We start from the raw sequence: 23450 nt of genomic DNA on the forward strand, positions 1-23450 counted from the left end.
CTACGGGCGCTCGGACGCCAGCGGGCGCCCCGACAGGCGGAAGACCTGCTCGGGCCGCCACACCCCGTCGTCGCCGTGCTCGTAGAGCGAGAGGTGGGTGACCTCGAACCGGGCCTCGTAGGTCGCCATCTCCACGAACGCCCGGTCGAGGGCCTCGTCGTCCACCTCGTGGGCGACGGTCACGTGCGGGTGGTAGTTGAAGCGCAGGTCCTGGGCGAGCGGACCTGTCCGGACGGCGCTCTCGAGGTGCTCGCACTCCGCGAGTCCCTCGACGACCTGGACGAAGACGACCGGAGACACGGGACGGAACGTCGCGGTCCCCCGCAGATGGATCCCGAACGGTGCGACGCCGGCCGCGACCGACCCGAGGTGCGCGGCCGCACTCTCGAGCTCGCCGGGGTCGAGCACGGTCGGGCCCAGCAACGTCACGTGCGGAGGGATGTCCGCGGCGAGCGGGTCGCCGGAACGCGCCCGCGCGGCCTGCAGCTCCGTCGCGTAGGGCTCGGGGACCTCGATCGCGATGCCGATGCGCACCTGGGAAGGGCCACGCTCGGGGAGGTTCACGCGCGCGCCCCACCGGCGGGCAGCAGACCGACGCGGTCGTAGATGCGGGCGAGCGTCCCGGACGCGATCTCGCGCGCCTTCTCCGCCCCGCGCGCCAGGACCGCGTCCAGCTCCACCGGGTCGGCGAGGTACGTGCCGGCCCGTTCCTGGAAGGGGACGAGGAGGTCGACGACGACGTCTGCGAGGTCGACCTTGAGGTGGCCGTACCCGCGCCCGTCGTACTCCGCGGCGATCGCGTCGACGTCCCGGCCGGTCAGGGCAGAGTAGATCGTCAGGAGGTTCGAGACCCCGGGCTTGTTCACCGGGTCGAACCGGACCTCGGTCTCCGAGTCCGTCGCGGCGGACCGGATCCGCTTCGCTGCGGCCTTCGGGTCGTCGAGCAGCCAGATCACGCCCTTCCCCCCGGACGTGGACTTGCTCATCTTCGCCGTGGGCTCCTGCAGGTCGTAGATCTTCGCGACCGCCTTCACGATGTGCGCCTCCGGGACCACGGCGGTGCCGTCGCCGAAGCGGACGTTGAGCCGCTCGGCGAGGTTGCGCGCGAGCTCGAGGTGCTGGCGCTGGTCCTCACCGACCGGGACGCGTGCCGCGTCGTACAGCAGGATGTCCGCCGCCATGAGCACCGGGTAGGTGAACAGGCCGACGGTCGTCCCTTCCGCGCCCTGCTTCGCCGACTTGTCCTTGAACTGGGTCATCCGACCGGCCTCGCCGAAGCCCGTCTGGCACGACAGGACCCAGGACAGCTCGGCGTGCTGCGGGACGTGGGACTGGACGAACAGTGCCGAGCGCTCGGGGTCGACCCCGCCGGCGAGGTACTGCGCGGCGGTGCGCCGCGTGCGCTCACGCAGCCGTGCCGGGTCGGGGTTCACCGTCATGGCGTGCAGGTCGACCACGCAGTACAGCGCGTCGTAGGACTCCTGCAGCGCGACCCACTGGCGCAGCGCGCCGATGTAGTTGCCGAGATGGAGCGAGTCCTCCGTCGGCTGCATCCCGGACAGGATCCGGGGTCGCACCGCACCGGGCGTCGGCCCGGTCGTCTCCGCACCGATCATGGTCGCCTCGCTCGACATTGCGCCATTCTGACAGGTTGCCCGCGACTCAGACCAATCGCGTCCGGCGACGGCGCGCGCCGCCGGGCGATCGGGTCACGTGGCCTCGTCGTCGAACGGGGCCGGGCCCGGCACAGGAGCGGGCGGCGGTGGCGGGTGCACCGGCACCGCCGGACGGATCGGGGCGGGATCGTCGTCGAGCAGCGCCTCGCGGACGATGCGCCGCGGGTCGTACTGGCGCGGGTCCAGCTTCGACCAGTCGACGTCCCCGACCTCCGCGCCGATCTCCTCGTCCACGCGTGCCTTGGCGTCGCGGAGGTACCCGCGCGCGGACCGCACGAACGAGCCGAGCTGCTCGGCGTACCGCGGCAGCCGTTCGGGACCGATCACGATCACGGCCACGACGAGGAGCACGACGAACTCGGCTCCGTTGATCCCGAACACTGCGTCAGACTACTCGCTCGTCGCCTCGTCCAGGACGACGCGCACGTCGCGCTCCTGCTCGCCCGTGCGCACCTGGAGCGTCACCACGTCGCCGGGGGCCAGCGCACGGATCGCGACGATCAGCTCGTCGGACTCCGTGACGGGCCGTCCGTCGATCGCCAGGATCACGTCGCCGGGCCGGATGCCCGCGGCGTCGGCCGGCCCGTCGGGGGTGACGGCAGGCTGGCCCTGCTGGGGCTGCCTCGTCACCTGGACGCCCTCGCCGCGGTACCGGGGGTCGAGCAGGACGCCGATCACGGGATACGTGGCGACGCCGTCCGCGATCAGCTGCTCCGCGGTGCGGCGCGCCTGGTTCGACGGGATCGCGAAGCCGAGACCGATGCTGCCCGTCGCCTGCGCCGCGCCCGGCGGCTGCGCGATCGCCGAGTTGATGCCCACGACCTGCCCCGAGCCGTTGACCAGCGGGCCGCCGGAGTTTCCCGGGTTGATCGCGGCGTCCGTCTGGAGCGCGTTGATGAACGCGGTGTCCGCGGCCTCGCCGGCCTGGACCGGGCGGTTCAGCGCGGAGACGATGCCGGTGGTCACCGTCCCGTTCAGACCGAGCGGAGCCCCGACCGCCACGACCGGGTCGCCGACCAGGACGCCGTCGGAGTCCCCGAGCTCCAGCGGTGTCAGACCGGTGTCCTCGACCTTGACCACGGCCAGGTCGTAGTCGATGGTGCGACCCACGAGCTCCGCCGGGCTCTCGTGCCCGTCCGCGAACAGGACGACGATGTCGCCACCGTCCGCGCCTCCCGCCACGACGTGGTTGTTCGTGAGGATGTACCCGTCCTGCCGCAGCACGAAGCCCGAACCGGTGGCGACCCCGTCGGCCCCCGCCACCTGCAGGGAGACCACGCTCGGCAGCACGGTCGCCGCGATGTCCGCGACCGACCCGTCGGGACGGTCGACCTGCGGCTCCACGGTCGCGGGCGGCAGCGTCGAGGACGCCACCGTGCTGGTGCTCGGGCCGACGAGACGGTCGGCCGCGACACCGCCGACCAGGCCGGCCCCGAGCGCGAGCACCGCGAGTCCCGCCACCGCTCCGGGGCGCAGGCCTCGGCGCGCGCCGGGCCGCGGCGGCGCCGCGACGAGCGTCGGGTCGACCGATCGGGGCGGTGCCGGTGGCGTCGCGGGGTACACCGGTGGTGCGAGACCGGGCGGGGGCGGCACGGGCGCGTGCTGCTCGTGGGCCGCGCTGCGGTACGCCGACGGCGGTGCGAACGGGTTGGGTGCCTGCGGCCCCGCACCCGCGCCGGGGGTCGTCACGTCCCGGGCGCGGTCGTGCCCGTTCCAGTGGTCGGTCATGAGGTGCCGAGTGCTCCTGTCATGGTCGTCCATCCCCGGGAGATGCGCGCCGGGACCCCGGCATCGTAGTCGTGGGTGGGGAAGGTCGCCACGAGACCGGCGACGTCCTGCTCCTCGCCGTCGCCCACGACGTCCACCACCGTGTCGCCCGACTGCCACACGACGTGCCACGGGTCCTGCGAGAGCACGTGCACCGTCCGGTCCTGCACGTCCCAGGTCTCGGCGGCGGCGAGCGCCGCGGTGTCGAGCCGACCGGTCTGCTCCCGCACGACGACCTCGCCGCTCGGGGTGGCCAGGTCCAGCTCGAGCCGTCCGTCGACGACGCGCACCGCGGCGACCGCCGTCCCCGCGGGAAGCTCGTCGGGAGTGCTCCAGCCGTCGCGCCGCATCGCCTCGAGGACGTCGGCACCGCCGGTCGTGCGTGCCGACGTGCCGCCGGCGGAGGTCGTCGCTCCGGCGGTCGCGGACGCGGCCGCCGGAACGGCGTGGGCGAGCACGGACAGCGGCTCGGCCCGGTGGAGGCTCGGCGTGACGACCGGTGGCTGGCCGAGCGCGAAGAGCGCGATCGCGAGCGTCCCGGCACCGCCCAGCGCGACGGCCACCACGCGTCGTCGGGCACCCTGGGGACGCAGGTCACCGCTCCAGCAACCACGCGGGAGCTCACGGTCCGGTGCCGTCCACCCGCCGTCGTCGCGTCGCTCCGGCCCGCGCAACGGGTCGTCGTCCACCGGCGGGATCTGGGCGGACAGCGCGAGCAGGCGCTCGGTGAGGTCGGGTGCCGGCTCGACGTGGAGGGCGTCGCTCAGCGCCCGCCGCGCATCCCGGGCCGCTGCGAGCCCGGCCTCGCACGCAGGGCACCGCGCGACGTGCTCGAGCGCCCGCTCGGTGTCGGCGGGCGTGAGCTGCCCGTCGACGAGCGCCGACAGCCGCGAGCCCAGGTGTGTCACGCCGACCCCCCGGGGTGCAGCACGCGTGGCGCGCCGGTGCCCTCGGGGCCGTCCGCCGCTCTCGGTGCGAGCGTCTCTGACTGCGGGCGCGACGCCGGGTCGCGGTGACCGAGAGCGTCGCGCAGCTGGGCACGCGCACGGTGGATGCGGGAGCGGACCGTGCCGAGCTTGATGCCCAGCGTCACGGCGATCTCCTCGTAGGACAGTCCCTCGATGTCGCACAGCACGACGGCCGCGCGGTACTCCGGAGACAGGGCATCGAGAGCGCGCTGGACGTCGTGGTCCAGGTTGGCGTGCTCGAACCCGCGCTCGGGCTGCCCGGCGTCGCCCCGCTGGGGATACCTGCCGTCGTCCTCCCCCATCGCCTCCATGCGGATGCGCTGCTTGCGCCGCACCTGGTCGAGGAACAGGTTCGTCGTGATGCGGTGGAGCCATCCCTCGAAGGTCCCGGGCGTGTATCCCGCGAGCGAGCGGAACACGCGCACGAACGTCTCCTGCGTCAGGTCCTCCGCGTCGTGCCGGTCCCCGGTGAGGCGGTACGCCAGCCGGTACACGCGCCCCGAGTGCTCGCGCACGATCTCGTCCCACGACGGCGCGACCCAGCCGTCGTCCCTGCCCGTCGCGCCCGCGGGGGTGCGGGGGCTCGTCCGGGCGCGCTCTGCGGAATCCGTCACGCCGTCCATCGTCCCAGAGGAACGAGCGCGGACGTCCCGATGTTCCCTGCCCCGTGCCGGACGTGCGCACGCCGTCCACGAGCCGTGCACACCCGGGTGCGCACACGCCCCGGGCTCCCGTTCGTCGTGGGCAGGTCACGGTACGATCACGTCGGGTCGCCGGCTCTCCGCGGGCGCCCGAGCTGCCGCGGGCGCCCCGTGGTGGCAGTCGTCGACACCGGAGGTCCCGATCAGCAGCGACGTCGGCTCGAACCGCAGCGGCAAGGCCAGCGGCTGGGTGTACTGCGAGGAGTTCGTCCCCGAGGACGACGTCCTGCTCCGTGCTCGCGACCGGGCGGCCGAGCTCGGTTGCCCGGCGATCCGCCCGGGCGCCGGGGCGGCGCTGCGCGTCCTCGCGGCAGCCCTGTCCGCCCGCTCGGTCGTGGAGGTCGGGACGGGCACCGGGGTCGCGTCGCTCTGGCTCCTGCGCGGGATGCCCGCGGACGGCGTCCTGACGACGATCGACGTCGAGGTGGAGCACCAGCGCGCCGCGAAGGCCGCGTTCGCCGAGGCTGGCCTGGCGCCGACGCGGACGCGCACCATCCCCGGCCGCGCGAGCGACGTGCTCCCCCGGCTCACCGACGGCGCGTACGACCTCGTCCTCGTGGCGGCGGACAAGCACGGCTACCCCGAGTACGTCGAGCAGGCTCTGCGTCTGCTGCGCCCGGGGGGCGTCCTGGCCGTCGACGGCGCGCTGCACCACGACCGCGTCGCGGACCCGGCTCGTCGCGACGAGCTCACGACGGTCGTGCGCGAGGTCGGGCGCTCGCTGCGCACCGACGACCGCGTCGTGCCCGCGCTCCTGCCCAGCGGCGACGGACTACTGCTCGCCGTGCGCCGCTGACCCGGACGGTCAGAGCCGTTCCAGCACCTCGAGCAGCAACCGCGCACCGTACCCGGTCGCGCCCTGCACCACCTCGTGCCGGTCGGCGGTCGCCCGGGCGGGGCCGGCGACGTCGAGGTGCGCCCACCGGACGTCGCCCACGAACTCGCGCAGGAACAGCGCCGCGGTGATCGACCCGCCGCCGGGGTTCTCGGCCGGGACGTGCCGGAGGTCGGCTACCTCGGAACGCAGCGCCGGGACGTAGTCCTCCACGAGCGGCATGCGCCACACCCGTTCGCCGGTTGCCGCCGCCGCGTCCTCGACGGCCGCCGCGAGCGCGTCGTCGGCCGTGTAGAGAGCCCCGTGCCCCCGCCCGAGGCCGAGCGCGGCCGCACCCGTCAACGTCGCGACATCGACCAGGACGTCCGGCGCGAGCTCGCCCACCGCGTACGCGAGCGCGTCCGCGAGCACGAGCCGCCCCTCGGCATCGGTGTTCGCGACCTCGACCGTCCGGCCCGACCACGTCCGCAGGACGTCGCCGGGCCGGTAGGACGACGCACCGACATGGTTCTCGGCCAGCGGCAGGACGGCGGTGACCCGGTGGGGGCCGCGCGCCCGGACGGCACCGAGGACGACCGCCAGGGCGACGGCGGCACCCGCCATGTCGGTCTTCATGGGCACCATGGCCTCGCGCGGCTTGATCGACAGCCCGCCCGAGTCGAACGTGATGCCCTTGCCGACGACGACGACGTGCGCGGGTGCCGCCCCCGATCCGTCGTCACCCGCGACGACCCCGTGCGCGACCGGGTCGTAGGAGACCGTCACGAACCGCGGCCCGCGAGCCGAGCCCGCACCCACCGCGACCAGGGCACCGAACCCCTCGGCGGCCAGCTCGTCCGGCCCCCGGACGACGACGTCGAGCCCGTGCGCGTCGGCGAGACCGGTCGCGGTCCGGGCGAACCACTCGGGGTCCTTGACGTCCGACGGGAGGTTGGCGAGGTCGCGGACGAGCCAGGTCGCCGACGCGGCGGCCCGTGCGGCCTCGACGGCCGGGGCCCGATCGGTCCGTTCCGGCGGCGCGAGCAGCACGAGCTGGGGGGTCGTGGAGATCCGGTCGCCCGCCTCGTCCTGCGCCCGGCCGGCGGCAGTCGCGCGGACGCGGCCGGTGCCGCTGCGGCGCGGCTGGCGGTACGCGGCGAGCAGGTAGCCCTCCACGAAGGCCTGGACGCCGGGCGTATCCGCCTCGGCGGTCACCGCGCTGACCACCCGGTCGAGCCCCCGCGCCTCGCGCGCGAGCGCAGCACCGGCACGGCGCATGGCCGTGGCGGTGCCGTCACCGACACCGACGAAGACGATGCGCGCCGGCAGGCCGGCCCAGGGCAGGCGCACGGACGAGCCGACGTGCACGCGCGGCAGGTCGACCCGGACGACCTCGCCCGGCGCCCCGCGGAACGTCGGGTCCCCCGAGCGTTCCGCGAGCTCGGAGAGGTCGATCCCGTAGCGCGCCGCCGCGTCGACGGTGCCCCCGCGCGGTTGGAGGCCGTCCCCGTCCTCCGCCGCGGGAGCCACCGCGATCGCGACGGCGTCCACGTCGTCCACGGTCAGGAGCGGCGACTCCGCCACGGTGCCGCGGGCCACGACCACCTCGGGCAGGGGCCGCGAGAGACCGCCGGCGACGTCGTCGTGCACGTCGCGGACCAATCAGCCCACCACGGCCTGGAGTGCGTCTCCGAGCTCGCCCGCCTCGGTCGCGTTCAGCTCCACGACGAGGCGCCCTCCGCCCTCGAGGGGGACGCGCATGACGATGCCCCGCCCTTCCTTGGTGACCTCCAGCGGGCCGTCACCCGTCCGCGGCTTCATCGCAGCCATTTGGTGGCTCTCCATTCCGTTGTCCGACTCCACGCGGCGCGTCCGACCTCCGACGACGCCAGCGCACAGTCTAGTTCACGCCTGCCCACGTTCGACCGGAACGAGCGGGTACGTACCTGCTCGTTCCGGTCGGACGTGGGCACCCGTCACCCGTCGGACGACCCGGACGCCGCCCGGTCACGGCGGCCACCCGGACGGCGGGACCAGTCGCCACAGCTCCCACACCCACCACACCTGTCCTGCGACGCCCACGAGGACCACCACCGCGAGCCAGGCCCGCGAGCGGGTCCACCCGACGCCGACGGCGCCGAGGGGGAACGCCAGGAGCAGGAACCGCACGAGCGAGGTCCCCGGCTGGATCGTCGCCACGAGGTACCCCAGGTACGCACCCGCCCACGCCTGCATCTCCGGTCCCAGTCGCGCAGCCACCGGGTTGAGCACGAGCCCGGCGACCGCGAGCAGGAGCAGGACGAGCAACCAGGCTCCCGCGCCGCCGAGCAGCCAGCGCGAGACGTCGAGCCACGGGAGGAACGGCACCACCGCGGCCCCTGAGCGCCAGGCCTCCTGCGTGCGGAGGTAGGCCTGGTCCGTCCCGGTCACGAGCGTGCAGACCCACGGCCACACGAGCCCCGCGACCAGGGCCACGACGAACAGCCCGCCCAGGCGCACGCCGTCCCGCGGGGACAGCTCCCCGCGGCGCCAGCGCACGAACGCGTGCCACACCACCACCGCGGCCATCGGCAGCGCGACGGCCCGGGCGAGCCCGAGCAGAAGGACCGTCACCGCGGTCCAGCCGTACCGGCACCGCGAGAGGAGCAGCAGCGACGCCGCGACCAGGAGCAGCGCGAGCGACTCCGTGTAGGCGACCTGCAGCACCGGGCTGGAGGGGAAGACGCTGACGACCAGCACGGTGGCGAGCGGCAGGCCGGGCCGCCGGACGACCGCCGCCCGTCCGGCGGTCGCCACGAGACGATGGACGAGCAGCACGGCTCCTGCGCCGCACACGAGCGCGACCGTCGGTGCGAGCACGTCCCACCCGGCGCCGGTGGCCAGGTGGAGCGCCCGCACCAGGAACGGGAAGAGCGGGAAGAACGCCCACGCGTTCTGCTGGACCTGGCCGTCCGCACCGACCGGGAGGTCCGCGGGGTACCCGTGCGCCCAGACCTGCTCGTACCAGCTCGCGTCCCACATGCGGGCGACGTACACGAGGTACGGGGGCGCGGCACCCGTCCACGGGTTCTCGGCCTGGGCCCGGGAGACGGCGACGAGGATCGCGGCGCTCACCGCCCGGGCGAGGCCGTACACGACGAGGGTCTGGACCCACCACGGCCAGGCGCGGGGGCCGCGCGGGCGCGGCCCCCGTACGACGCGCGGCACGGACCGGGCCAGGTCGCCTGCCGGCCGCGACACCTCGGCGGCGGCCCGGTCCCCCGGCGTGCTGCTCACCCCAGGCCTCGCACCGCGCGCGCGGGAGGCGTCTCGTCGCGGACCGCGGCCACCAGGTCGAGGACACGCCGCGTCGCGCGCACGTCGTGCGCGCGGAACACCCGCGCGCCCTGCCAGGCAGCGAGCGCCGTGGCCGCGAGCGTGCCCTCGAGCCGCTCGTCGGCAGGCAGGTCGAGCGTCTCGCCGACGAAGTCCTTGCGGGACAGCGCGACGAGCAGCGGGAACCCGAGCCCGGCGAGGACGTCGGTGCGACGCAGGAGGTGCAGCGAGTGCCACGTGTTCTTGCCGAAGTCGTGCGTCGGGTCCACGAGCACCGACGTGCGCGGGACGCCGCACGCGACGGCCCTCTCGGCCGCGTCCCGCAGCGTCGCGACGACGTCCTGCACGACGCCGTCGCGCGGGTCCGCCGCACCCGGACCGGCGGGGTAGGCCACCCGGTAGGGGTCGGTGCGCGGTACCGCACCGCCCGTGTGGGAGCACACGACGCCGACGCCGTGCTCGCCCGCCACCTCGACGAGGTGCGGGTCGTGCCCGGCCCAGGTGTCGTTGATCAGGTCCGCGCCCGCGAGCGCCGCCTCGTGGGCGACCTCGGAACGCCACGTGTCGACGCTGACGAGCAGGGCAGGGAACTCGTCGCGCACGCGCGCGACGAACGGGACGACGCGCCGGATCTCCTGCGCGAGCGGCACCTCGGGCCCGACCCCGGCACGCACCCCGCCGATGTCGACGATCTGAGCGCCCTCGTCCGCGGCGCGCGCCACCGCGCCGAGCGCCGCGTCGTCGTCGAGCTGCCGGGCGCCCGCCCAGAACGAGTCGTCGGTGCGGTTGACGATCGCCATCACCGCGAGCCGGTCGATCTCGCGGCCCCGCAGCACCAGCGGTGTTCCCGGCGCCGGTACGGTCGCCGGCGGCAGCAGGACCTCACGACGGCTCCGCGCCGTGGTGGGTGCGGAGCCCGTGCGGCCCTCGGGCCCTTCCTGCTCCGTGCGGGACGCGTCGGTCACGATGGCCGGTCAGCGCGCGGCGCGGTCCTGCGCGGCCTGGAGCTCGGCCGCCGCCCGCTCCTCCTCGGCACGCAGCTGCGCGCCACGCTCGCACACGTAGTCCACGGCGTCCGCGGCGTCGTCCGTCAGGTGCAGGAGCTCGAGGTCGTCCGGGCTGATCATGCCGCGGTCCACGACGGCGGTGCGCGCCCACTCAAGGAGCCCGCCCCAGTAGTCCGTCCCGACGAGCGCGATGGGGAACTCGGTGATCTTGTGCGTCTGCACCAGGGTCAGCGCCTCGAACAGCTCGTCGAACGTGCCGAACCCACCGGGCAGGACCACGAACCCCTGCGCGTACTTGACGAACATCGTCTTGCGCGCGAAGAAGTAGCGGAAGTTCACGCCGAGGTTCACGTGCGGGTTCATGCCCTGCTCGAACGGCAGCTCGATCCCGAGGCCGACCGACGTGCCCCCGGCCTCCGCGGCACCCTGGTTGGCCGCCTCCATGATGCCGGGACCGCCGCCGGTGATGACCGCGTACCCCTCGGCCACGAGGCGCCGCCCGACGTCCCGGGCGAGCGCGTAGTCGGGATGGTCGGGGCGCGTGCGCGCCGAGCCGAAGACCGACACGGCGGAGCCGAGCTCGGCCAGGGCACCGAAGCCCTCGACGAACTCGCTCTGGATGCGCATCACGCGCCACGGGTCGGAGTGGACCCAGTCGGCGCTGCCGCCGGAGTCCAGGAGACGCTGGTCCGTCGTCTGCTGGGGGATCTGGCTCCCGCGCAGCAGCACCGGACCCTTGCGGTACCCCGACCCGGACTGCTCGAGCCCCTCGTCGGTCGTCGCGTCGGTCGTCGATCTGGTCATGGTCCGAGCCTACGGCCGCGCACCGGAGAGCCACGCGCGCAACGCGTCGCGGCAGAGCGTGAGCTCCCCGACGGGGCAGTGCTCGTCGTCCTTGTGCGCGAGCAGCGGGTCGCCGGGACCGAAGTTCACGGCGGGGACACCGAGCTCGGCGAAGCGGGCGACGTCGGTCCAGCCGTACTTCGGCGCGGGGGCCCCGCCCGTGACCGCCAGGACGCACGCCGCGAAGTCGGCGGCGAGCGGGTCGTCGAGCCCGGGTCGCGCGCCCGGCGCGGCATCGGTGACGGTGACCTCGAAGCCTGCGAAGACGTCCCGGACGTGCACCACGGCGTCGTCCACAGTGCGCGACGGCGCGAACCGGTAGTTGACCGTGACCACGCACTCGTCCGGCACGACGTTCCCGGCGACCCCGCCACGGATGCCGACGGCGTTCAGCCCCTCGCGAAAGACGAGCCCTTCGACCTCGACGTCCTGCGGCGCGTACGCCGCGAGCCGGTCGAGCACCTCGTGCGCGGCGTGGATCGCGTTGCTGCCCACCCATGCGCGCGCGGAGTGCGCCGCGACCCCCGGCACCCGGACGTCGGCGCGCAGCGTGCCGTTGCAGCCACCCTCGAGACCGGCGGCCGTGGGCTCGCCGAGCACTGCGAAGTCCGCCTCCAGCAGGTCGGGACGGTTGCGCGCCAGCCGCCCCAGGCCGTTGCGGTCGGCGGCGACCTCCTCGTTGTCGTAGAAGACCCAGGTCACGTCCTGTGCGGGCTCCACGAGCTCGGCGGCCAGCGCGAGCTGGACCGCTACCCCGCCCTTCATGTCGACCGTCCCACGACCCCAGACGTCGGCGTACGCACCCTCGCCCACGACACGCACCGGCAGGTTCGGCGGGTCCGTCAGCGGCACGGTGTCGAGGTGCCCGGCGACCACGACGCGCCGGTCGCGGCCGAGCGTCGTCCGCGCGACGACCGTGTCCTGGTCGCGGTGCACCTCGAGGTGGGCGCACTCGAGGAGAGCTGCCTCGACGGCGTCCGCGAGGGCCCGCTCGTCACCGCTCACCGACGGGATGTCGCACACCGCGCGGAACAGCGCGACGAGGTCCCCGTCGAGGTGCAGCGCGGGAGGGCTCCCCGCAGCAGGGGGCTGGGCGGCTGGGAGAGTGCTCACGCGTGCACCCTACCGGTGGCGGATAGGGTAGGCGCCATGACTTCTGCGACCCCCGCGGCCGCCGGGCAGGCGACCGCCTCCGAGCCGCGCACGGCGTGGGGCTTCGGCCTCGCGACCGTCACCGACGACGGCACCGTCCTCGACGTCTGGTACCCCTCCCCGGCGCTCGGCGCCCCACCGGGCGACGCGACGTCGCCGGCCGCGCTCGACGCGCTCACCGGTCACGACGACGCGCGCGGGGTGGACCTGCGCGTGGTGCGCACCGAGGTCGACCTGGACACGGACCCGGCTGACGCCGCCGACGCCTACCTGCGGCTCCATCTCCTCTCCCACCGTCTGGTCGTGCCGCACGCCCTCGCGCTCGCGGGCATCTTCGGCGTGCTGTCCAACGTGGTGTGGACGAGCCACGGACCGTGCGCGGTCGCCGGGTTCGAGGAGACGCGCCTCCGCCTGCGCGCCACCGGGCGACCCGTCACCGTGTACGGGGTCGACAAGTTCCCCCGCATGGTCGACTACGTCGTCCCCACGGGCGTCCGCGTCGCCGACGCCGACCGGGTCCGCCTCGGCGCGCACCTCGCCGCCGGCACCACGGTCATGCACGAGGGCTTCGTCAACTACAACGCGGGGACGCTCGGCACCTCGATGGTCGAGGGCCGGATCTCGGCCGGCGTCGTCGTGGGGGACGGGTCCGACGTCGGCGGCGGTGCCTCGATCATGGGCACGCTGTCCGGGGGCGGCACGGAGGTCATCACCGTGGGGCAGCGCTCGCTCCTGGGCGCGAACTCGGGCCTGGGGATACCGCTCGGCGACGACTGCATCGTCGAGTCCGGCCTCTACGTCACGGCCGGGACCAAGGTGACGGTCGTGGGCGTGAGCGACGACGCGGGAGCACCCCTGGTCGTCAAGGCCCGCGAGCTCGCCGGACGTCCGGGTCTGCTCTTCCGCCGCAACTCGCTCACCGGCGGCGTCGAGGCGGTCCAGCGCCGCGGTGTCGGCGTCGAGCTCAACACCGCGCTGCACGCGAACTGACGCCGAGACCGCCCGAGCACCGACCGGACGTCGCCGACGAGACCCCGACGAGATGCCGACGCCGGCGACGGACCGCAGGGTCCGGACGCGCACCTCGCGCCCGGTCCGCCGTCCGCTGCGCACGGCGGTCACCTTCCTCCTGGTGACAGCCGTCGCGGTCGGTGGCGTCGTGGTCGCGCTGGACCGCCTCGACGACGGGCCCGGGCCGGTCTCCGAGCGCTGCGCGGCGACCGTCGACGGGCAGACGTGGTACCTCTCGGTCGAGCAGGCCGACAACGCGGCGCTGGTCGCGGGTGCCGCCGCGCGCCGCGACCTGCCCGCACGGGCGACCACGATCGGGCTGGCCACGGCCCTGCAGGAGTCACGCCTCGTCAACATCGACTACGGCGACCGGGACTCGGTCGGGCTGTTCCAGCAGCGCCCGTCCCAGGGCTGGGGCTCGGTCGAGCAGATCATGGACCCCGTCTACTCCACGAACGCCTTCTACGACGTCCTCGCGACCGTCGACGGCTACGAGGACATGGAGGTCACGGTCGCCGCGCAGGCCGTGCAACGCTCCGCGTTCCCCGAGGCGTACGCCCAGCACGAGTCGTTGTCCCGCGCGTGGGCCTCCGCCCTGACCGGCTACTCCCCCGCGATGCTCACGTGCGAGCTCGCCCCCGTCCCCGACGACGAGCTCTCCGCGGCCGACGACGACCCGACGGCGGCCCTGACCGCGCGCATCGCCCGGGACCTGGGCGACCTGCCCGTGGCCGGACCTGACGCCGCGACCCCGGGCACCGTCACGGTCGACGCCACGCTCCTCCCGACGGCCACGGGCGACGGCGGCGCCGAGCGCGCGGCCTGGTCGGTCGCCCAGTGGGCCGTGGCGACGGCGGACGCGACGAACACGGTCGCGGTAGAGGTGGCCGACCAGCGCTGGACCCGCGAGAGCGCCACCTGGACCGAGCTGGCCAACGACGACGCGGCACCGCGCCCGGAGCCGGGCACGGTCGAGATCACGGTCGCGACGCCACCCGAGGACTGAGATGACGCACCGGCCGCGGGACCGAGGGGAGCGCGCGCGGTCGTGGCGGGCCTGGCGGGAGCGGTCCGAGGAACGAGGTCCGCGGATGGAGACCGCGCGCGCTCCCCTCGGTCCCGCACCCAGCCGCAGGGGACGCCGGCGCCGAACCTGCGCGGACAGACCTCGGCCCCGACACCCGAGGGTGCCGGGGCCGAGAAGGACGGCTCAGCGCGACGCGACGGGCACGTAGTCCCGCTCGGTCTCACCCGTGTAGATCTGGCGCGGACGCCCGATCTTGGTCTGCGGGTCGTTCACCATCTCGCGCCACTGGGCGATCCAGCCCGGCATGCGGCCGAGCGCGAAGAGCGGCGTGAACATGGCGGGCGAGAAGCCCATCGCCTTGTAGATGAGGCCGGTGTAGAAGTCGACGTTCGGGTAGAGCTTGCGCTCGACGAAGTAGTCGTCGTTGAGCGCGATCTCCTCGAGGCGCAGCGCGATGTCCAGCAGCTCGTCGTTCTTGCCGAGGCTCGACAGCACGGCGTCGGCGGACTTCTTGACGATGGCCGCGCGCGGGTCGTAGCTCTTGTAGACGCGGTGGCCGAAGCCCATGAGGCGGACGCCGTCCTCCTTGTTCTTGACCTTGGTCATGAACGTGTCCACGTCGAAGTCGCTGCCCTGGATCTCGGTGAGCATGGCGAGGACGGCCTCGTTCGCGCCGCCGTGGGAGGGCCCGGAGAGTGCGTTGACGCCCGCGGCGACCGAGGCGTAGAGGTTCGCGTTCGACGAACCGACGACCCGGACCGTCGACGTGGAGCAGTTCTGCTCGTGGTCGGCGTGCAGGATGAGGAGCTTGTCGAGCGCGTCGACCACGACGGGGTCGGCCTCGTACTGCTGGTACGGCGTCGCGAACGTCATGCGCAGGAAGTCGTCGACGTAGCCGCGCGAGTAGTCGGGGTACAGCAGCGGCTCTCCCGCCCGACGGCGGTGCAGGTACGACGTGATGGTGCGGGTCTTGGCGAGCAGCAGCACCGTCGCGAGCTCGACGGTCTCCGGGTCCCGCGGGTCGAGCGACTCGGGGTAGAACGTGGACAGCGCGTTGATCGCGGACGCGAGCACCGCCATCGGGTGCCCGTCGCGGGGGAACGTCCCCATGAACGTGCGGAAGTCCTCGTGGACGAACGTGTGGCGGTTCACGCGCTCGACGAACGCGTCGAGGGCAGCGGCGTCCGGCAGCGCACCGTGGATCAGCAGGTACGCGACCTCGAGAAAGCTGGACTGCTCGGCGAGCTGCTCGATCGGGTAGCCGCGGTAGCGCAGGATCCCGGCGTCGCCGTCGATGTAGGTGATGCTCGACTCGCACGACGCCGTGTTGGTGAAGCCGGGATCCACGGTCACCAGACCGGTGGTCTTCAGGAGCGAGGACACGACGATGCCGTCGTTGCCCTCGGAAGCCGCGACCACGGGCAGGTCCTGCGCCTGGTCGTCGACGAGGAGGCGGACCGTCGCCTGCTGTGTGGTGGTCATGGTTCCCTTCCTGTCCTGCTCGCGCGCCGTTGTCGCGCGCTCGACCGTACCCCGCCCGACCGGCACGTGACCAATCCTGAACTCTCACCAGAACCCCACATGCCTGTGAGGCACGTCACAGGCAATTCTCACCCCGTGGACAGTCGCCTCGTCGCCTCGTGCACGCGCTCGTCGGTCGCGGTGAGAGCGACCCGCACGTGCGCGTTCCCGGCGGATCCGTAGAACGTCCCGGGACCGACCAGGATCCCCAGCTCGGCGAGCCCGGACACGACCTGCCAGCAGGACTCGTCCGGATCACCCGCCTCGGAGCGGCCCCCGCCGGCCGCGCGCCGGCTCCACAGGTAGAGCCCGGCCTCGCTGTCGTCGACGGCCAGTCCGGCGGCGTCCAGGCCGACCAGGAGCGCGTCCCGGCGCCGGGCGTACACCTCGCGCTGTGCCGCGACGTGGGCGTCGTCGCCCAGCGCCGCGACCATCGCGGCCTGCACCGGTGCGGGGACGATCATGCCGAGGTGCTTGCGTGTCGCGAGCAGGTCCGCGACGAGCGCCGCGTCGCCGGCGACGAACGCGGCCCGGTAGCCGGCGACGTTGGACTGCTTGGAGAGGGAGTACGTCACGAGCAGCCCCTCGTGCGTCCCGCCGCACACGGTCGGGTCGAGGAGGCTCGGCACCCCCGTCGAGGCGTACGGCTCGGCCCAGGCGAGCTCGGCATAGCACTCGTCGCTCGCCACCACCGCGCCGATGCTCCTGGCCGCGGCGACCACCCGGGCCAGGTGCGCCGCGTCGAGGACCCGCCCGGTGGGGTTGCTCGGGGAGTTGACCCAGACCAGGCGGACGTCCGCGCGCCCGGCCCACTCGTCGACGTCGTCCGTGGCCAGAGCCGACGCCCCCGCGAGCCGAGCCCCGACGTCGTACGTGGGGTAGGCGGTCCGGGGGTGCACGACGACGTCGCCCGGGCCGAGGTGCAGGAGCGCGGGCAGGAGACCGACGAGCTCCTTGCTGCCGATGGTCGGCAGGACGGCGTCCGGGTGCAGGTCCGGCACGCCTCGACGGCGCGCGAACCACCCGGTCACGGCCTCCCGGAGCGCGGGCGTGCCGTGCGTCGTCGGGTAGCCCGGGGCGTCGGACGCCGCCGCCAGCGCGTCGCGGACGACGGCGGGCGTCGGGTCGACGGGCGTGCCGACGGAGAGGTCCACCATGCCCCTCGGGTGCGCGCGAGCCCGCTCGAGGTACGGGGCGAGCGTGTCCCAGGGGTAGGCGAGCCCCGAGAGGTCGGCGAGTCCCATGACGTGGCGGTCCGAGGAGCGCGGGCCGGGATCAGGCCTGCGGAGGCAGGGCCGCGATCATCGGGTCGTCCTTGTCGATGAGACCCATCTTCGCGGCGCCGCCCGGGGAGCCGAGATCGTTGAAGTACTCGACGTTCGCGCGGTAGTAGTCGCTCCACTCGCCGGGGACGTCGTCCTCGTAGTAGATCGCCTCGACCGGGCACACGGGCTCGCACGCGCCGCAGTCCACGCACTCGTCCGGGTGGATGTACAGCGACCGCTTCCCCTCGTAGATGCAGTCGACAGGGCATTCCTCGATGCACGCCTTGTCCTTGACGTCGACGCACGGCTGGGCGATCACGTAGGTCACGACGCGGGCACCTTCCTGACGGGGGTGTGGATGCTGCGGGCGCGGGGCCCGCACGGGTGTGCACGACTAGTATCGCTCAGGTCGGGCGGTGCTCGACCACCGAGGACCAACCCGTGGACGAACGTGACATGACCGACGAGCACGCACGGCCCTGGACGTCGTGGCCTCCCGGGACCCGTGTCGTCGTCCGACGTCGGCTCGAGGACCACGAGGTCCCTGCCTCCGGCGAGCCCCTGACCGACGTCATCGGGATCGTGCTCGGCGCCGACGAGCGCGAGCTCGTGCTGCGTCGCGACGCGGGGCGCGCGGGGCACCTCCCGCACGCCGGGCACGGCGCCCGGGACACGCGCGGCGAGGTCGTGGTCGTCCCGGTCGACCGGATCGTCGGCGGCAAGATCGTGCCGCCCCGACCGGTGCGGCGCCCGGCCGGCGGCCGTACGGCGGACGACCGCTGACGCGATCGCCCGGGTTCCGGGCGGCTGGCCCCCGACCACCGGCCCCGGGCGGCTCAGACGACGTGGACCGCGTCGTCCTGCACCCGCACGACGACGGCACCGCGGGCACCCAGCCCGGTGAGCGTCGTCCGCCACTCCCCCTGCTCGTCCAGCACGACCCGGTGCTCGGTGCGGTGGGTGCTGTCGGGCCGCACGACCTGCCGCACCGGGTCGGGCCGGTCGAAGAACGGGGCGACGCCCGCGTTCGTCTCGAGCGCGAGGGCCAGCCGCTCCAGGTCGCGCACCACGACCCGCAGGCCGGCGGCGACCCAGGCCGCGTTGTCGGTCACCATGGCCTCGGTGCGCCGCGCGTCGGTCCGGGCGACGCGCGTGGTGTCGCGGAAGCTGCCTGCCGCGAGCGCGAGCGCCACGTCGCGCACCGGCGCGTCGGCGACGACGCCCAGCAGCTCGGTCGCCAGGACGTGCGGGACGTGGCTGACCAGGGCGGCGGCCTCGTCGTGCACCTCGTCGGTCAGCACGTGGACCGTGCCGCCGAGCGCCCCGGTGAGGAGTCCCAGCACGCGCACGAGCGCGTCCGCACGAGTCGTCGGTCCGACGGTGACGGCCCAGTGGGCGCCGTCGAGCAGGTCCTCGCTCGACGCGGCGAACCCCGACCGCTCCGTGCCGGCCATCGGGTGCGCGCCCACGTACCGCTCGCCGAGTCCCGCTGCCTCCACGGCGTCCCGCACGGCCGACTTGACGCTGCCCACGTCGGTCACGACGGTCGGACCGCCGACGTGCCGGGCGACCTCCGCGGCGACGGGCCGCACGGCACGCAGCGGCACCGCGAGGACGAGGACGTCCGGTGCGGTCCGGCACAGGCTCGCCACGTCGTCGGTCACCGAGAGCCCTGCGGCGCGCGCCGCGACCCGGGTCGCGGGGACGGCGTCGAACCCGACGACGTCCACCCCGGCGCGCCGGAGGGCGCGCGCGACCGACCCGCCGACGAGACCGAGGCCGAGGACCCCGACGCTCACCACAGCAGACCTCGCTCGAGCACGGTGGCCGACGACGACGCGTCGACCCCGGCGACGGGGACGTGCGCGGCGTCGACGTCGGCGTGCACGGACTCGTCCAGCTCACCGCGGGTCGGCATCACGCCGAGCGTCTTGAGCGAGTCGCCCGCGCGCAGCAGGTCGCCCAGGGCGTCGCGCACCGTCGGCGCCCAGGGTGCACCGTCGAGCGTGACGACGAAGACGTACGTTCCCTCGACCGCCTTGAGCGGTCGGGTGATCAGGCTCGACATGTTGACGGCGCGCTCGCCGAACGTCCGCGTGATGCGGGCGAGCACGCCGGGCCCGGTCACGACGGGCGTCACCGCGAGCATCGTGCGCCAGGTGACGGCGGTCCCCCGCGCGGGGCTCAGCACGGACGGCGCGACCGAGCGCGGCGCGAGCACGAGGAAGCGCGTCCGGGCGCCGTGGAAGTCCTCCACCGCCCGCTCGTACGTCTGCAGCCCGTAGAGGGGCCCGCAGATCGCGGGACCGAGCGCGACCTGCCGGTCCGTCACGTCGCGGCACGCTGCGGCGTTCGAGGCGGCGGGGACGGCGCGCAGCCCCGTGCGCGCGACGAAGCCCTGGCACTGTGCGAGACCGTGCGGGTGCGCGCTCACCTCGACCAGCTCGCCACGGCCGTCGCGGACGAAGGCGTCGAAGGAGACGTCGAGCACGACCTCGTCCACCGCGACGACGTCGGGGCTCCCCACGATCGCGTCGAGGGACGGGACCACGTAGCCCTCGACGGTGTTCTCGATCGCCACCACGCCGCGCTCCTGCGCGCCGCTCGCGACCCCGGCGAACACGTCGGTCACGGTGGGGAGCGCGACGAGCTCCCCCGTCGCGGCCTGCGTGCCCGCTCCGGCGCGGGCCCACTCGGCGGCTGCCTGGTGGGTGAACGTCCCCTCCGGACCGAGGTACCCGACGCGGGTCACGGTGCCTGCTGCTCGCCGACGTCCCAGCGCGGTGCGAGCGCGTCGGGACCGGGGACGAAGTCCCGCCCGGGCAGCACCGCGAGCACGCGGTGGGACACGCCTCGCTCCGCGAGGCTCCGGACCAGGGCGTCGAGCGTGCCCGCGTCGGGGCACGAGAAGGACGTGAAGAAGATGTGCGGCCCGGCCTGGGAGCGGTGGCTGCGCAGGTGCTGGAGGTCGACCCCGTGCTCCGCCACGACGCCGAGCGTCTGCTGCAGGGAGCCCCGGTGGTCGTCGCGCGGGCCGAAGGCGAGCCACACCTGCGCCGTCCCCTCGGACCGGGGAGCCGGGTCGCGCGACTCGAGCAGCCCGTACCAGACGGGCGCACCGTCGCGCAGGGTCTCGCTGCCCGAGAGCTCGACGAACCCGAGCGGCGCGAGCTCGTCGGCGGCGACGGACGCCTCGACCACGAGGCTCCCGTCGGCGCCCGCGAGCGCGACGCGCTCCGCGACCGTCATGCGGCCGGGGACGAGGCGCGGGCTGATCCCCATGGTCCGCAGCGCGTGCCGCCGGTCGCGGACGCCCGCCTCGTCGACGACGACGTGCCCGGTGAGCTCGCGGTCGCCGGTCCGTCCGACCCACACCCACTGCGCCTCCACGGCGGCGGCGTCGGTCAGCACCACGCTGGGCGGCGCGGCGAGCAGCGCCCGCTCGAGGTCGTGGGAGGGCTGCGCCGGGTGACCCAGGTGGACGACTGCCGCGAGCCCCTCGATGCTCGCGACCGTCGACAGGGTGGCCGACGTCGAACCGAGGTCGAGCAGCGCCTCCGCCCCGGCGGCGTCGGCACCGGTCCACCCGGCCCCGGTCGCGGCGAGCAGCGCCTGTGCGCCGGACTCCCGCTCGGTGCGCCCCAGCATGCGGCCGCGCGACATCCCGTTCTGCTCGGTCACTCGCAGACCACCTCGTTGTCCGGCTTGTAGGTCCAGTGGTCCGCCTCGTCCTTGACGAGATCCCCGTCCAGGTAGACCTTGCGGTAGTTCGTGATGGAGAACCCTGGGTTGCCGGCCGGGATCGGCTCGCAGTCGCTGCCCTTGTGGGTCACCGTGGTGGTCGGGACGACGTTCGTCTTCGGGCTCGCGGAAGTCTCGACCTCGTAGTACTTCGTGCTCCAGGTCGCGACGTGCAGCTGACCACCGGACACCCACGACTGCATGAGCACACCGTACGGGGTGTCGTTCTTGAACCTCATGTCGAGCGCGCCGACGTAGATCGTCGCCTCGCGACCCGCCGGGTACCGCGTGAACCAGTAGCTGTGCTGGCGGTGCTCGACGTCCTCGAGACCGGCGAAGAAGCCGGCGTTGTAGGTCGTGGTCGCCATCTGCGAGAGCCCGCCGCCCACGCCCTCGGTGTGCTTTCCGTCCTGCACGATGCCCGACGCGTGGTAGCCCCCGGCGATCGTGATCGGTGACAGGGTGTCGATCAACGAGAAGGTCTCGCCCGGGAGCACGAGCGTCTCGTCGACCTTGCTCGCGCCGACGCGCAGGTTGTCGGTACGGACCGCGTCGTTGGTGAGCGGGGTGGCGAACTCCGAGATCTTCTCCTTGACGCCGAGCTCCTCCAGCGCCTCCCGCGACTGCTCGGGATCGGACTCGGTGAGCTCGACGTCCGCGGTCCGCTCGTCGCTCGTCGCCGCCTCGCCGACTGCGGCCGCGAGCGCGTCCGGATCGATCGTCGTGCCCGGCTCGCCACCCTCGATCACGGGCTTGCCGCCCGAGAAGACGAAGTGCGCGTCGTCGGCGGTCGTGAGCAGGTCGTTCGTCCGGTCGACGACCGCCTCGACGAGGGTCGGTCCGTCGAGCGAGAGGGCCAGCTCGCCGTCGGCGGCCGGGTACGACGCCGCACCCGCGACGACCTCGGCCGGAAGCTCCGGGTCCTGCCCGCCGACGGACACCACGACGGGGGCGGAGACCACCGTCTGCGCCTGCTCGAGCGCCGCGTCCGTCTCCTCCTGCGTGATCTCGGGAGCGACGGGTTCGGTCGGCAGGTCGATCGCGCCGTCGGTGACGAGCCACCCCGCGACGATCCGGTCCGCCGCCTCGTCGGTGACGAGCGCCGCGCCGTCGGCGGCGTCGGTCGCGCTCGGCGCACCGTCGACGAACTGCACGGTGCCGTCGACCGCAGCCACGTCGAGGCTGCCGTGCAAGGTCTCGACCTGCTCGTCGAGCACCGTGTCGTCGACCGTGACCACCGGGTCGGCCGCCTCGCCGCCGAACAGGTGCTGCCACAGGCGCGAGGGGTTCATCGAGAAGGCGGTGAGCTCCTGCGCCGTGGCGTGCGCGTCGAACGCGAGGCCCGCCGCTGCCGGGTCCATCGTCGTCCCGGAGTCGCCCGCCGTCAGGTCGACCGGCTCCGCCGCGCGGGCACCGACCGTGCTCGCCAGCTCGTCCTCGGCGGCGTCGCCCGTCATCCCCCCGACGTCGACGCCGGCCACCGTGGTGCCGGTCGGCACCTTGTCCGAGTAGAACCACTGCGCACCGGTGTACAGACCACCGAGGACCAGGACCGCGAGTCCCGTCCACACGAGCCCGCGGACCCAGCCGTGGCGCGGCGCACCGTCGTCGAACCCCTCGAACACCGACGCGTCGCGCGAGTCGTCGGGGGGCACCGGGGTAAACCCGGCCGCGGCCGCCTCGGGGCCGACCGGCGGTGCGCTCGCGGCCGGCACCGGGTCGAGCCTCGCGGTCGGGGCGTCGTGCGGGCCTGCAGGCCCGCTCGACGCCGGCACCTCGGGAACGGTGGCCGGAAGGGCGGTGCTCGGAGGCGCGGGGGTCGACGACCCGACCGTGCTCTCGGGTCGCACCCAGGGCTCGGCGCTCACCGGGGCGATCACCGCGGTGTCGTCCTCGCCCGGGTTCGCCTGCTCGAGAGCAGGCTCGGGCTGCGCCACCTGCGCGTCGGTCGACGGGCCCGAGGGCCGGTCCGCACTCTGGTTCGCGGACTCCGCCTCGGCGGCGGCGGCACCCTCCACCGCCGGCTCGTCCGCGCCGAACGCGAAGACGCGCGGCACGTACGGGGTCTCGTCGTCCGCGTCGGGGTCGGCCGGCTCCGACGCGTCGCTCGAGCCGGGCGATGCAGAACCATCCGGCTCGCCCGGGACCTCCGGGTCGGCTCCCACGACCGGCCCGACGGCCGTGTCCGGTCCAGCAGCCGTGCCCGGCTCCGCCGCCGTGCCCGGCTCGACGGACTCGTCCGCCGCGGCGGCGGGATCGGCCCCGCCGTCCGCGGTCGTCGGCTCCTCCGGGTCGCCCGGACCGGGCGGTGGCTCCCCGCCTCCCGAGGATGCGGCGTCGGGCCGCGATGGCGACGTGCGGTCGCCGGTCGCCCCGTCGTCGCCCGGGGCCTGCGTACCGGGTGCCGGTTCGGTGGTCTGCGCTGCGGCGGGAACCCGCTCGCCCGGCTCGGCCGACCCCGCCTGCGGCGGCGCCGTCGTCTCGTCGTCACCGAGGTGCCCCGGCGCGTCCTGCTCGGCGGGGTCGGGCTCGTTGTCTCGGTCGGTCGGCTGACCCATCCACTGTCTCCGTGACGAAGGGCGCGCAGGCATCCACGCGATGATGAGGACGATGAGAGTGTGCGGTGGCCCGCGGTGTCCGGA

At 74.4% G+C, this 23450-nt stretch carries 23 protein-coding genes; 4 read left to right on the top strand and 19 right to left on the bottom strand.

Translation table 11 applies throughout. The features are described from left to right. From IF651_RS03410 to sigE, 6 genes are all read right to left on the bottom strand, one after another. Positions 1-564 (bottom strand): 2'-5' RNA ligase family protein, encoded by a 564-nt coding sequence (locus IF651_RS03410; RefSeq protein ID WP_191827686.1) that lies wholly within the window; start codon positions 562-564, stop codon positions 1-3. Continuing rightward, a complete protein-coding gene (gene trpS, locus IF651_RS03415) occupies positions 561-1634 on the bottom strand; it encodes a tryptophan--tRNA ligase (RefSeq protein WP_191827687.1) in 1074 nt (357 codons plus the stop codon). The genes IF651_RS03410 and trpS overlap by 4 nt, the downstream gene beginning before the upstream one ends. Positions 1635-1709: 75 nt before the next feature. Further along, a complete protein-coding gene (locus IF651_RS03420; protein WP_191827688.1) occupies positions 1710-2057 on the bottom strand; it encodes a twin-arginine translocase TatA/TatE family subunit in 348 nt (115 codons plus the stop codon). Between the two features lie 9 nt (positions 2058-2066). Continuing rightward, the gene (locus IF651_RS03425; protein WP_191827689.1) at positions 2067-3404 is read right to left on the bottom strand and encodes a S1C family serine protease; all 1338 of its coding nucleotides are present in this window, start codon (positions 3402-3404) and stop codon (positions 2067-2069) included. Next, on the bottom strand, positions 3401-4351 hold the full coding sequence (locus IF651_RS03430; RefSeq protein WP_191827690.1) for a zf-HC2 domain-containing protein: 951 nt from the start codon (positions 4349-4351) through the stop codon (positions 3401-3403). Before IF651_RS03430 ends, IF651_RS03425 begins: the two co-directional genes overlap by 4 nt. After that, positions 4348-5025 carry an RNA polymerase sigma factor SigE gene (gene sigE / locus IF651_RS03435; RefSeq protein ID WP_338403748.1) on the bottom strand — a complete coding sequence of 226 codons (678 nt, stop codon included), beginning with the start codon at positions 5023-5025 and terminating at the stop codon, positions 4348-4350. Before sigE ends, IF651_RS03430 begins: the two co-directional genes overlap by 4 nt. 229 nt (positions 5026-5254) lie before the next feature. Between sigE and IF651_RS03440 the strand changes: the two genes are divergently transcribed. After that, on the top strand, positions 5255-5908 hold the full coding sequence (locus IF651_RS03440; RefSeq protein WP_422110447.1) for an O-methyltransferase: 654 nt from the start codon (positions 5255-5257) through the stop codon (positions 5906-5908). 9 nt (positions 5909-5917) lie between these two features. Here IF651_RS03440 and IF651_RS03445 read toward each other — a convergent pair whose 3' ends face one another. From IF651_RS03445 to dapE, 6 genes are all read right to left on the bottom strand, one after another. Then, positions 5918-7576 (bottom strand): leucyl aminopeptidase family protein, encoded by a 1659-nt coding sequence (locus IF651_RS03445; RefSeq protein WP_191827693.1) that lies wholly within the window; start codon positions 7574-7576, stop codon positions 5918-5920. A 12-nt stretch (positions 7577-7588) separates the two neighbouring features. Next, positions 7589-7756 carry a DUF3117 domain-containing protein gene (locus tag IF651_RS03450; protein WP_191827694.1) on the bottom strand — a complete coding sequence of 56 codons (168 nt, stop codon included), beginning with the start codon at positions 7754-7756 and terminating at the stop codon, positions 7589-7591. Between the two features lie 177 nt (positions 7757-7933). Then, positions 7934-9202 carry a hypothetical protein gene (locus tag IF651_RS03455; RefSeq protein WP_191827695.1) on the bottom strand — a complete coding sequence of 423 codons (1269 nt, stop codon included), beginning with the start codon at positions 9200-9202 and terminating at the stop codon, positions 7934-7936. Then, positions 9199-10116 (bottom strand): dihydropteroate synthase, encoded by a 918-nt coding sequence (folP, locus tag IF651_RS03460; RefSeq protein ID WP_241744098.1) that lies wholly within the window; start codon positions 10114-10116, stop codon positions 9199-9201. The genes IF651_RS03455 and folP overlap by 4 nt, the downstream gene beginning before the upstream one ends. 99 nt (positions 10117-10215) lie before the next feature. Beyond that, positions 10216-11052 (bottom strand): LOG family protein, encoded by an 837-nt coding sequence (locus IF651_RS03465; protein WP_191827696.1) that lies wholly within the window; start codon positions 11050-11052, stop codon positions 10216-10218. 9 nt (positions 11053-11061) lie between these two features. After that, a complete protein-coding gene (gene dapE / locus IF651_RS03470; RefSeq protein ID WP_422110437.1) occupies positions 11062-12204 on the bottom strand; it encodes a succinyl-diaminopimelate desuccinylase in 1143 nt (380 codons plus the stop codon). A gap of 36 nt (positions 12205-12240) precedes the next feature. Between dapE and dapD the strand changes: the two genes are divergently transcribed. Next, on the top strand, positions 12241-13233 hold the full coding sequence (dapD, locus tag IF651_RS03475; protein WP_191827697.1) for a 2,3,4,5-tetrahydropyridine-2,6-dicarboxylate N-succinyltransferase: 993 nt from the start codon (positions 12241-12243) through the stop codon (positions 13231-13233). 52 nt (positions 13234-13285) lie between these two features. After that, a complete protein-coding gene (locus IF651_RS03480; RefSeq protein WP_422110438.1) occupies positions 13286-14260 on the top strand; it encodes a hypothetical protein in 975 nt (324 codons plus the stop codon). Positions 14261-14464: 204 nt separating this feature from the next. On the opposite strand, the gene IF651_RS03485 is transcribed toward IF651_RS03480, so the two are convergent. From IF651_RS03485 to fdxA, 3 genes are all read right to left on the bottom strand, one after another. Then, on the bottom strand, positions 14465-15763 hold the full coding sequence (locus IF651_RS03485; protein ID WP_191827698.1) for a citrate synthase: 1299 nt from the start codon (positions 15761-15763) through the stop codon (positions 14465-14467). Between the two features lie 128 nt (positions 15764-15891). Then, on the bottom strand, positions 15892-17046 hold the full coding sequence (gene dapC, locus IF651_RS03490) for a succinyldiaminopimelate transaminase (protein ID WP_191827699.1): 1155 nt from the start codon (positions 17044-17046) through the stop codon (positions 15892-15894). Between the two features lie 31 nt (positions 17047-17077). Further along, positions 17078-17395, bottom strand: a complete 318-nt coding sequence (gene fdxA / locus IF651_RS03495; protein ID WP_191827700.1) for a ferredoxin — start codon at positions 17393-17395, stop codon at positions 17078-17080. 128 nt (positions 17396-17523) lie between these two features. Between fdxA and IF651_RS03500 the strand changes: the two genes are divergently transcribed. Then, the gene (locus IF651_RS03500; protein ID WP_191827902.1) at positions 17524-17850 is read left to right on the top strand and encodes a hypothetical protein; all 327 of its coding nucleotides are present in this window, start codon (positions 17524-17526) and stop codon (positions 17848-17850) included. Between the two features lie 53 nt (positions 17851-17903). On the opposite strand, the gene IF651_RS03505 is transcribed toward IF651_RS03500, so the two are convergent. The 4 genes from IF651_RS03505 to IF651_RS17355 are packed head-to-tail and all read right to left on the bottom strand — an operon-like array spanning position 17904 to position 23366. Then, on the bottom strand, positions 17904-18866 hold the full coding sequence (locus IF651_RS03505; protein ID WP_338403750.1) for a prephenate dehydrogenase: 963 nt from the start codon (positions 18864-18866) through the stop codon (positions 17904-17906). Further along, entirely contained in the window at positions 18863-19819 is a 957-nt protein-coding gene (locus tag IF651_RS03510; RefSeq protein WP_191827702.1) for a prephenate dehydratase domain-containing protein, read from the bottom strand. The genes IF651_RS03505 and IF651_RS03510 overlap by 4 nt, the downstream gene beginning before the upstream one ends. Next, positions 19816-20748, bottom strand: coding sequence for an ACT domain-containing protein (locus tag IF651_RS03515; protein WP_338403751.1), 933 nt, complete (start codon positions 20746-20748; stop codon positions 19816-19818). The genes IF651_RS03510 and IF651_RS03515 overlap by 4 nt, the downstream gene beginning before the upstream one ends. Next, a complete protein-coding gene (locus IF651_RS17355; RefSeq protein ID WP_206715104.1) occupies positions 20745-23366 on the bottom strand; it encodes a VanW family protein in 2622 nt (873 codons plus the stop codon). Before IF651_RS17355 ends, IF651_RS03515 begins: the two co-directional genes overlap by 4 nt. Between the last annotated feature and the right edge of the window lie 84 nt (positions 23367-23450).

Source organism: Cellulosimicrobium arenosum (genome assembly GCF_014837295.1).
In the GTDB taxonomy this organism is placed as follows: Bacteria; Actinomycetota; Actinomycetes; order Actinomycetales; family Cellulomonadaceae; genus Cellulosimicrobium; species Cellulosimicrobium arenosum.

What these genes read in the sequence shown, in the direction of transcription:
- trpS (WP_191827687.1), bottom strand. Translation starts at nt 1,634, where the DNA reads ATGTCGAGCGAGGCGACCATGATCGGTGCGGAGACGACCGGGCCGACG.
- IF651_RS03425 (WP_191827689.1), bottom strand. Translation starts at nt 3,404, where the DNA reads ATGACCGACCACTGGAACGGGCACGACCGCGCCCGGGACGTGACGACC.
- IF651_RS03450 (WP_191827694.1), bottom strand. Translation starts at nt 7,756, where the DNA reads ATGGCTGCGATGAAGCCGCGGACGGGTGACGGCCCGCTGGAGGTCACC.
- IF651_RS03465 (WP_191827696.1), bottom strand. Translation starts at nt 11,052, where the DNA reads ATGACCAGATCGACGACCGACGCGACGACCGACGAGGGGCTCGAGCAG.
- dapD (WP_191827697.1), top strand. Translation starts at nt 12,241, where the DNA reads ATGACTTCTGCGACCCCCGCGGCCGCCGGGCAGGCGACCGCCTCCGAG.
- IF651_RS03480 (WP_422110438.1), top strand. Translation starts at nt 13,286, where the DNA reads ATGCCGACGCCGGCGACGGACCGCAGGGTCCGGACGCGCACCTCGCGC.
- IF651_RS03485 (WP_191827698.1), bottom strand. Translation starts at nt 15,763, where the DNA reads ATGACCACCACACAGCAGGCGACGGTCCGCCTCCTCGTCGACGACCAG.
- dapC (WP_191827699.1), bottom strand. Translation starts at nt 17,046, where the DNA reads ATGGGACTCGCCGACCTCTCGGGGCTCGCCTACCCCTGGGACACGCTC.
- IF651_RS03500 (WP_191827902.1), top strand. Translation starts at nt 17,524, where the DNA reads ATGACCGACGAGCACGCACGGCCCTGGACGTCGTGGCCTCCCGGGACC.
- IF651_RS17355 (WP_206715104.1), bottom strand. Translation starts at nt 23,366, where the DNA reads ATGGGTCAGCCGACCGACCGAGACAACGAGCCCGACCCCGCCGAGCAG.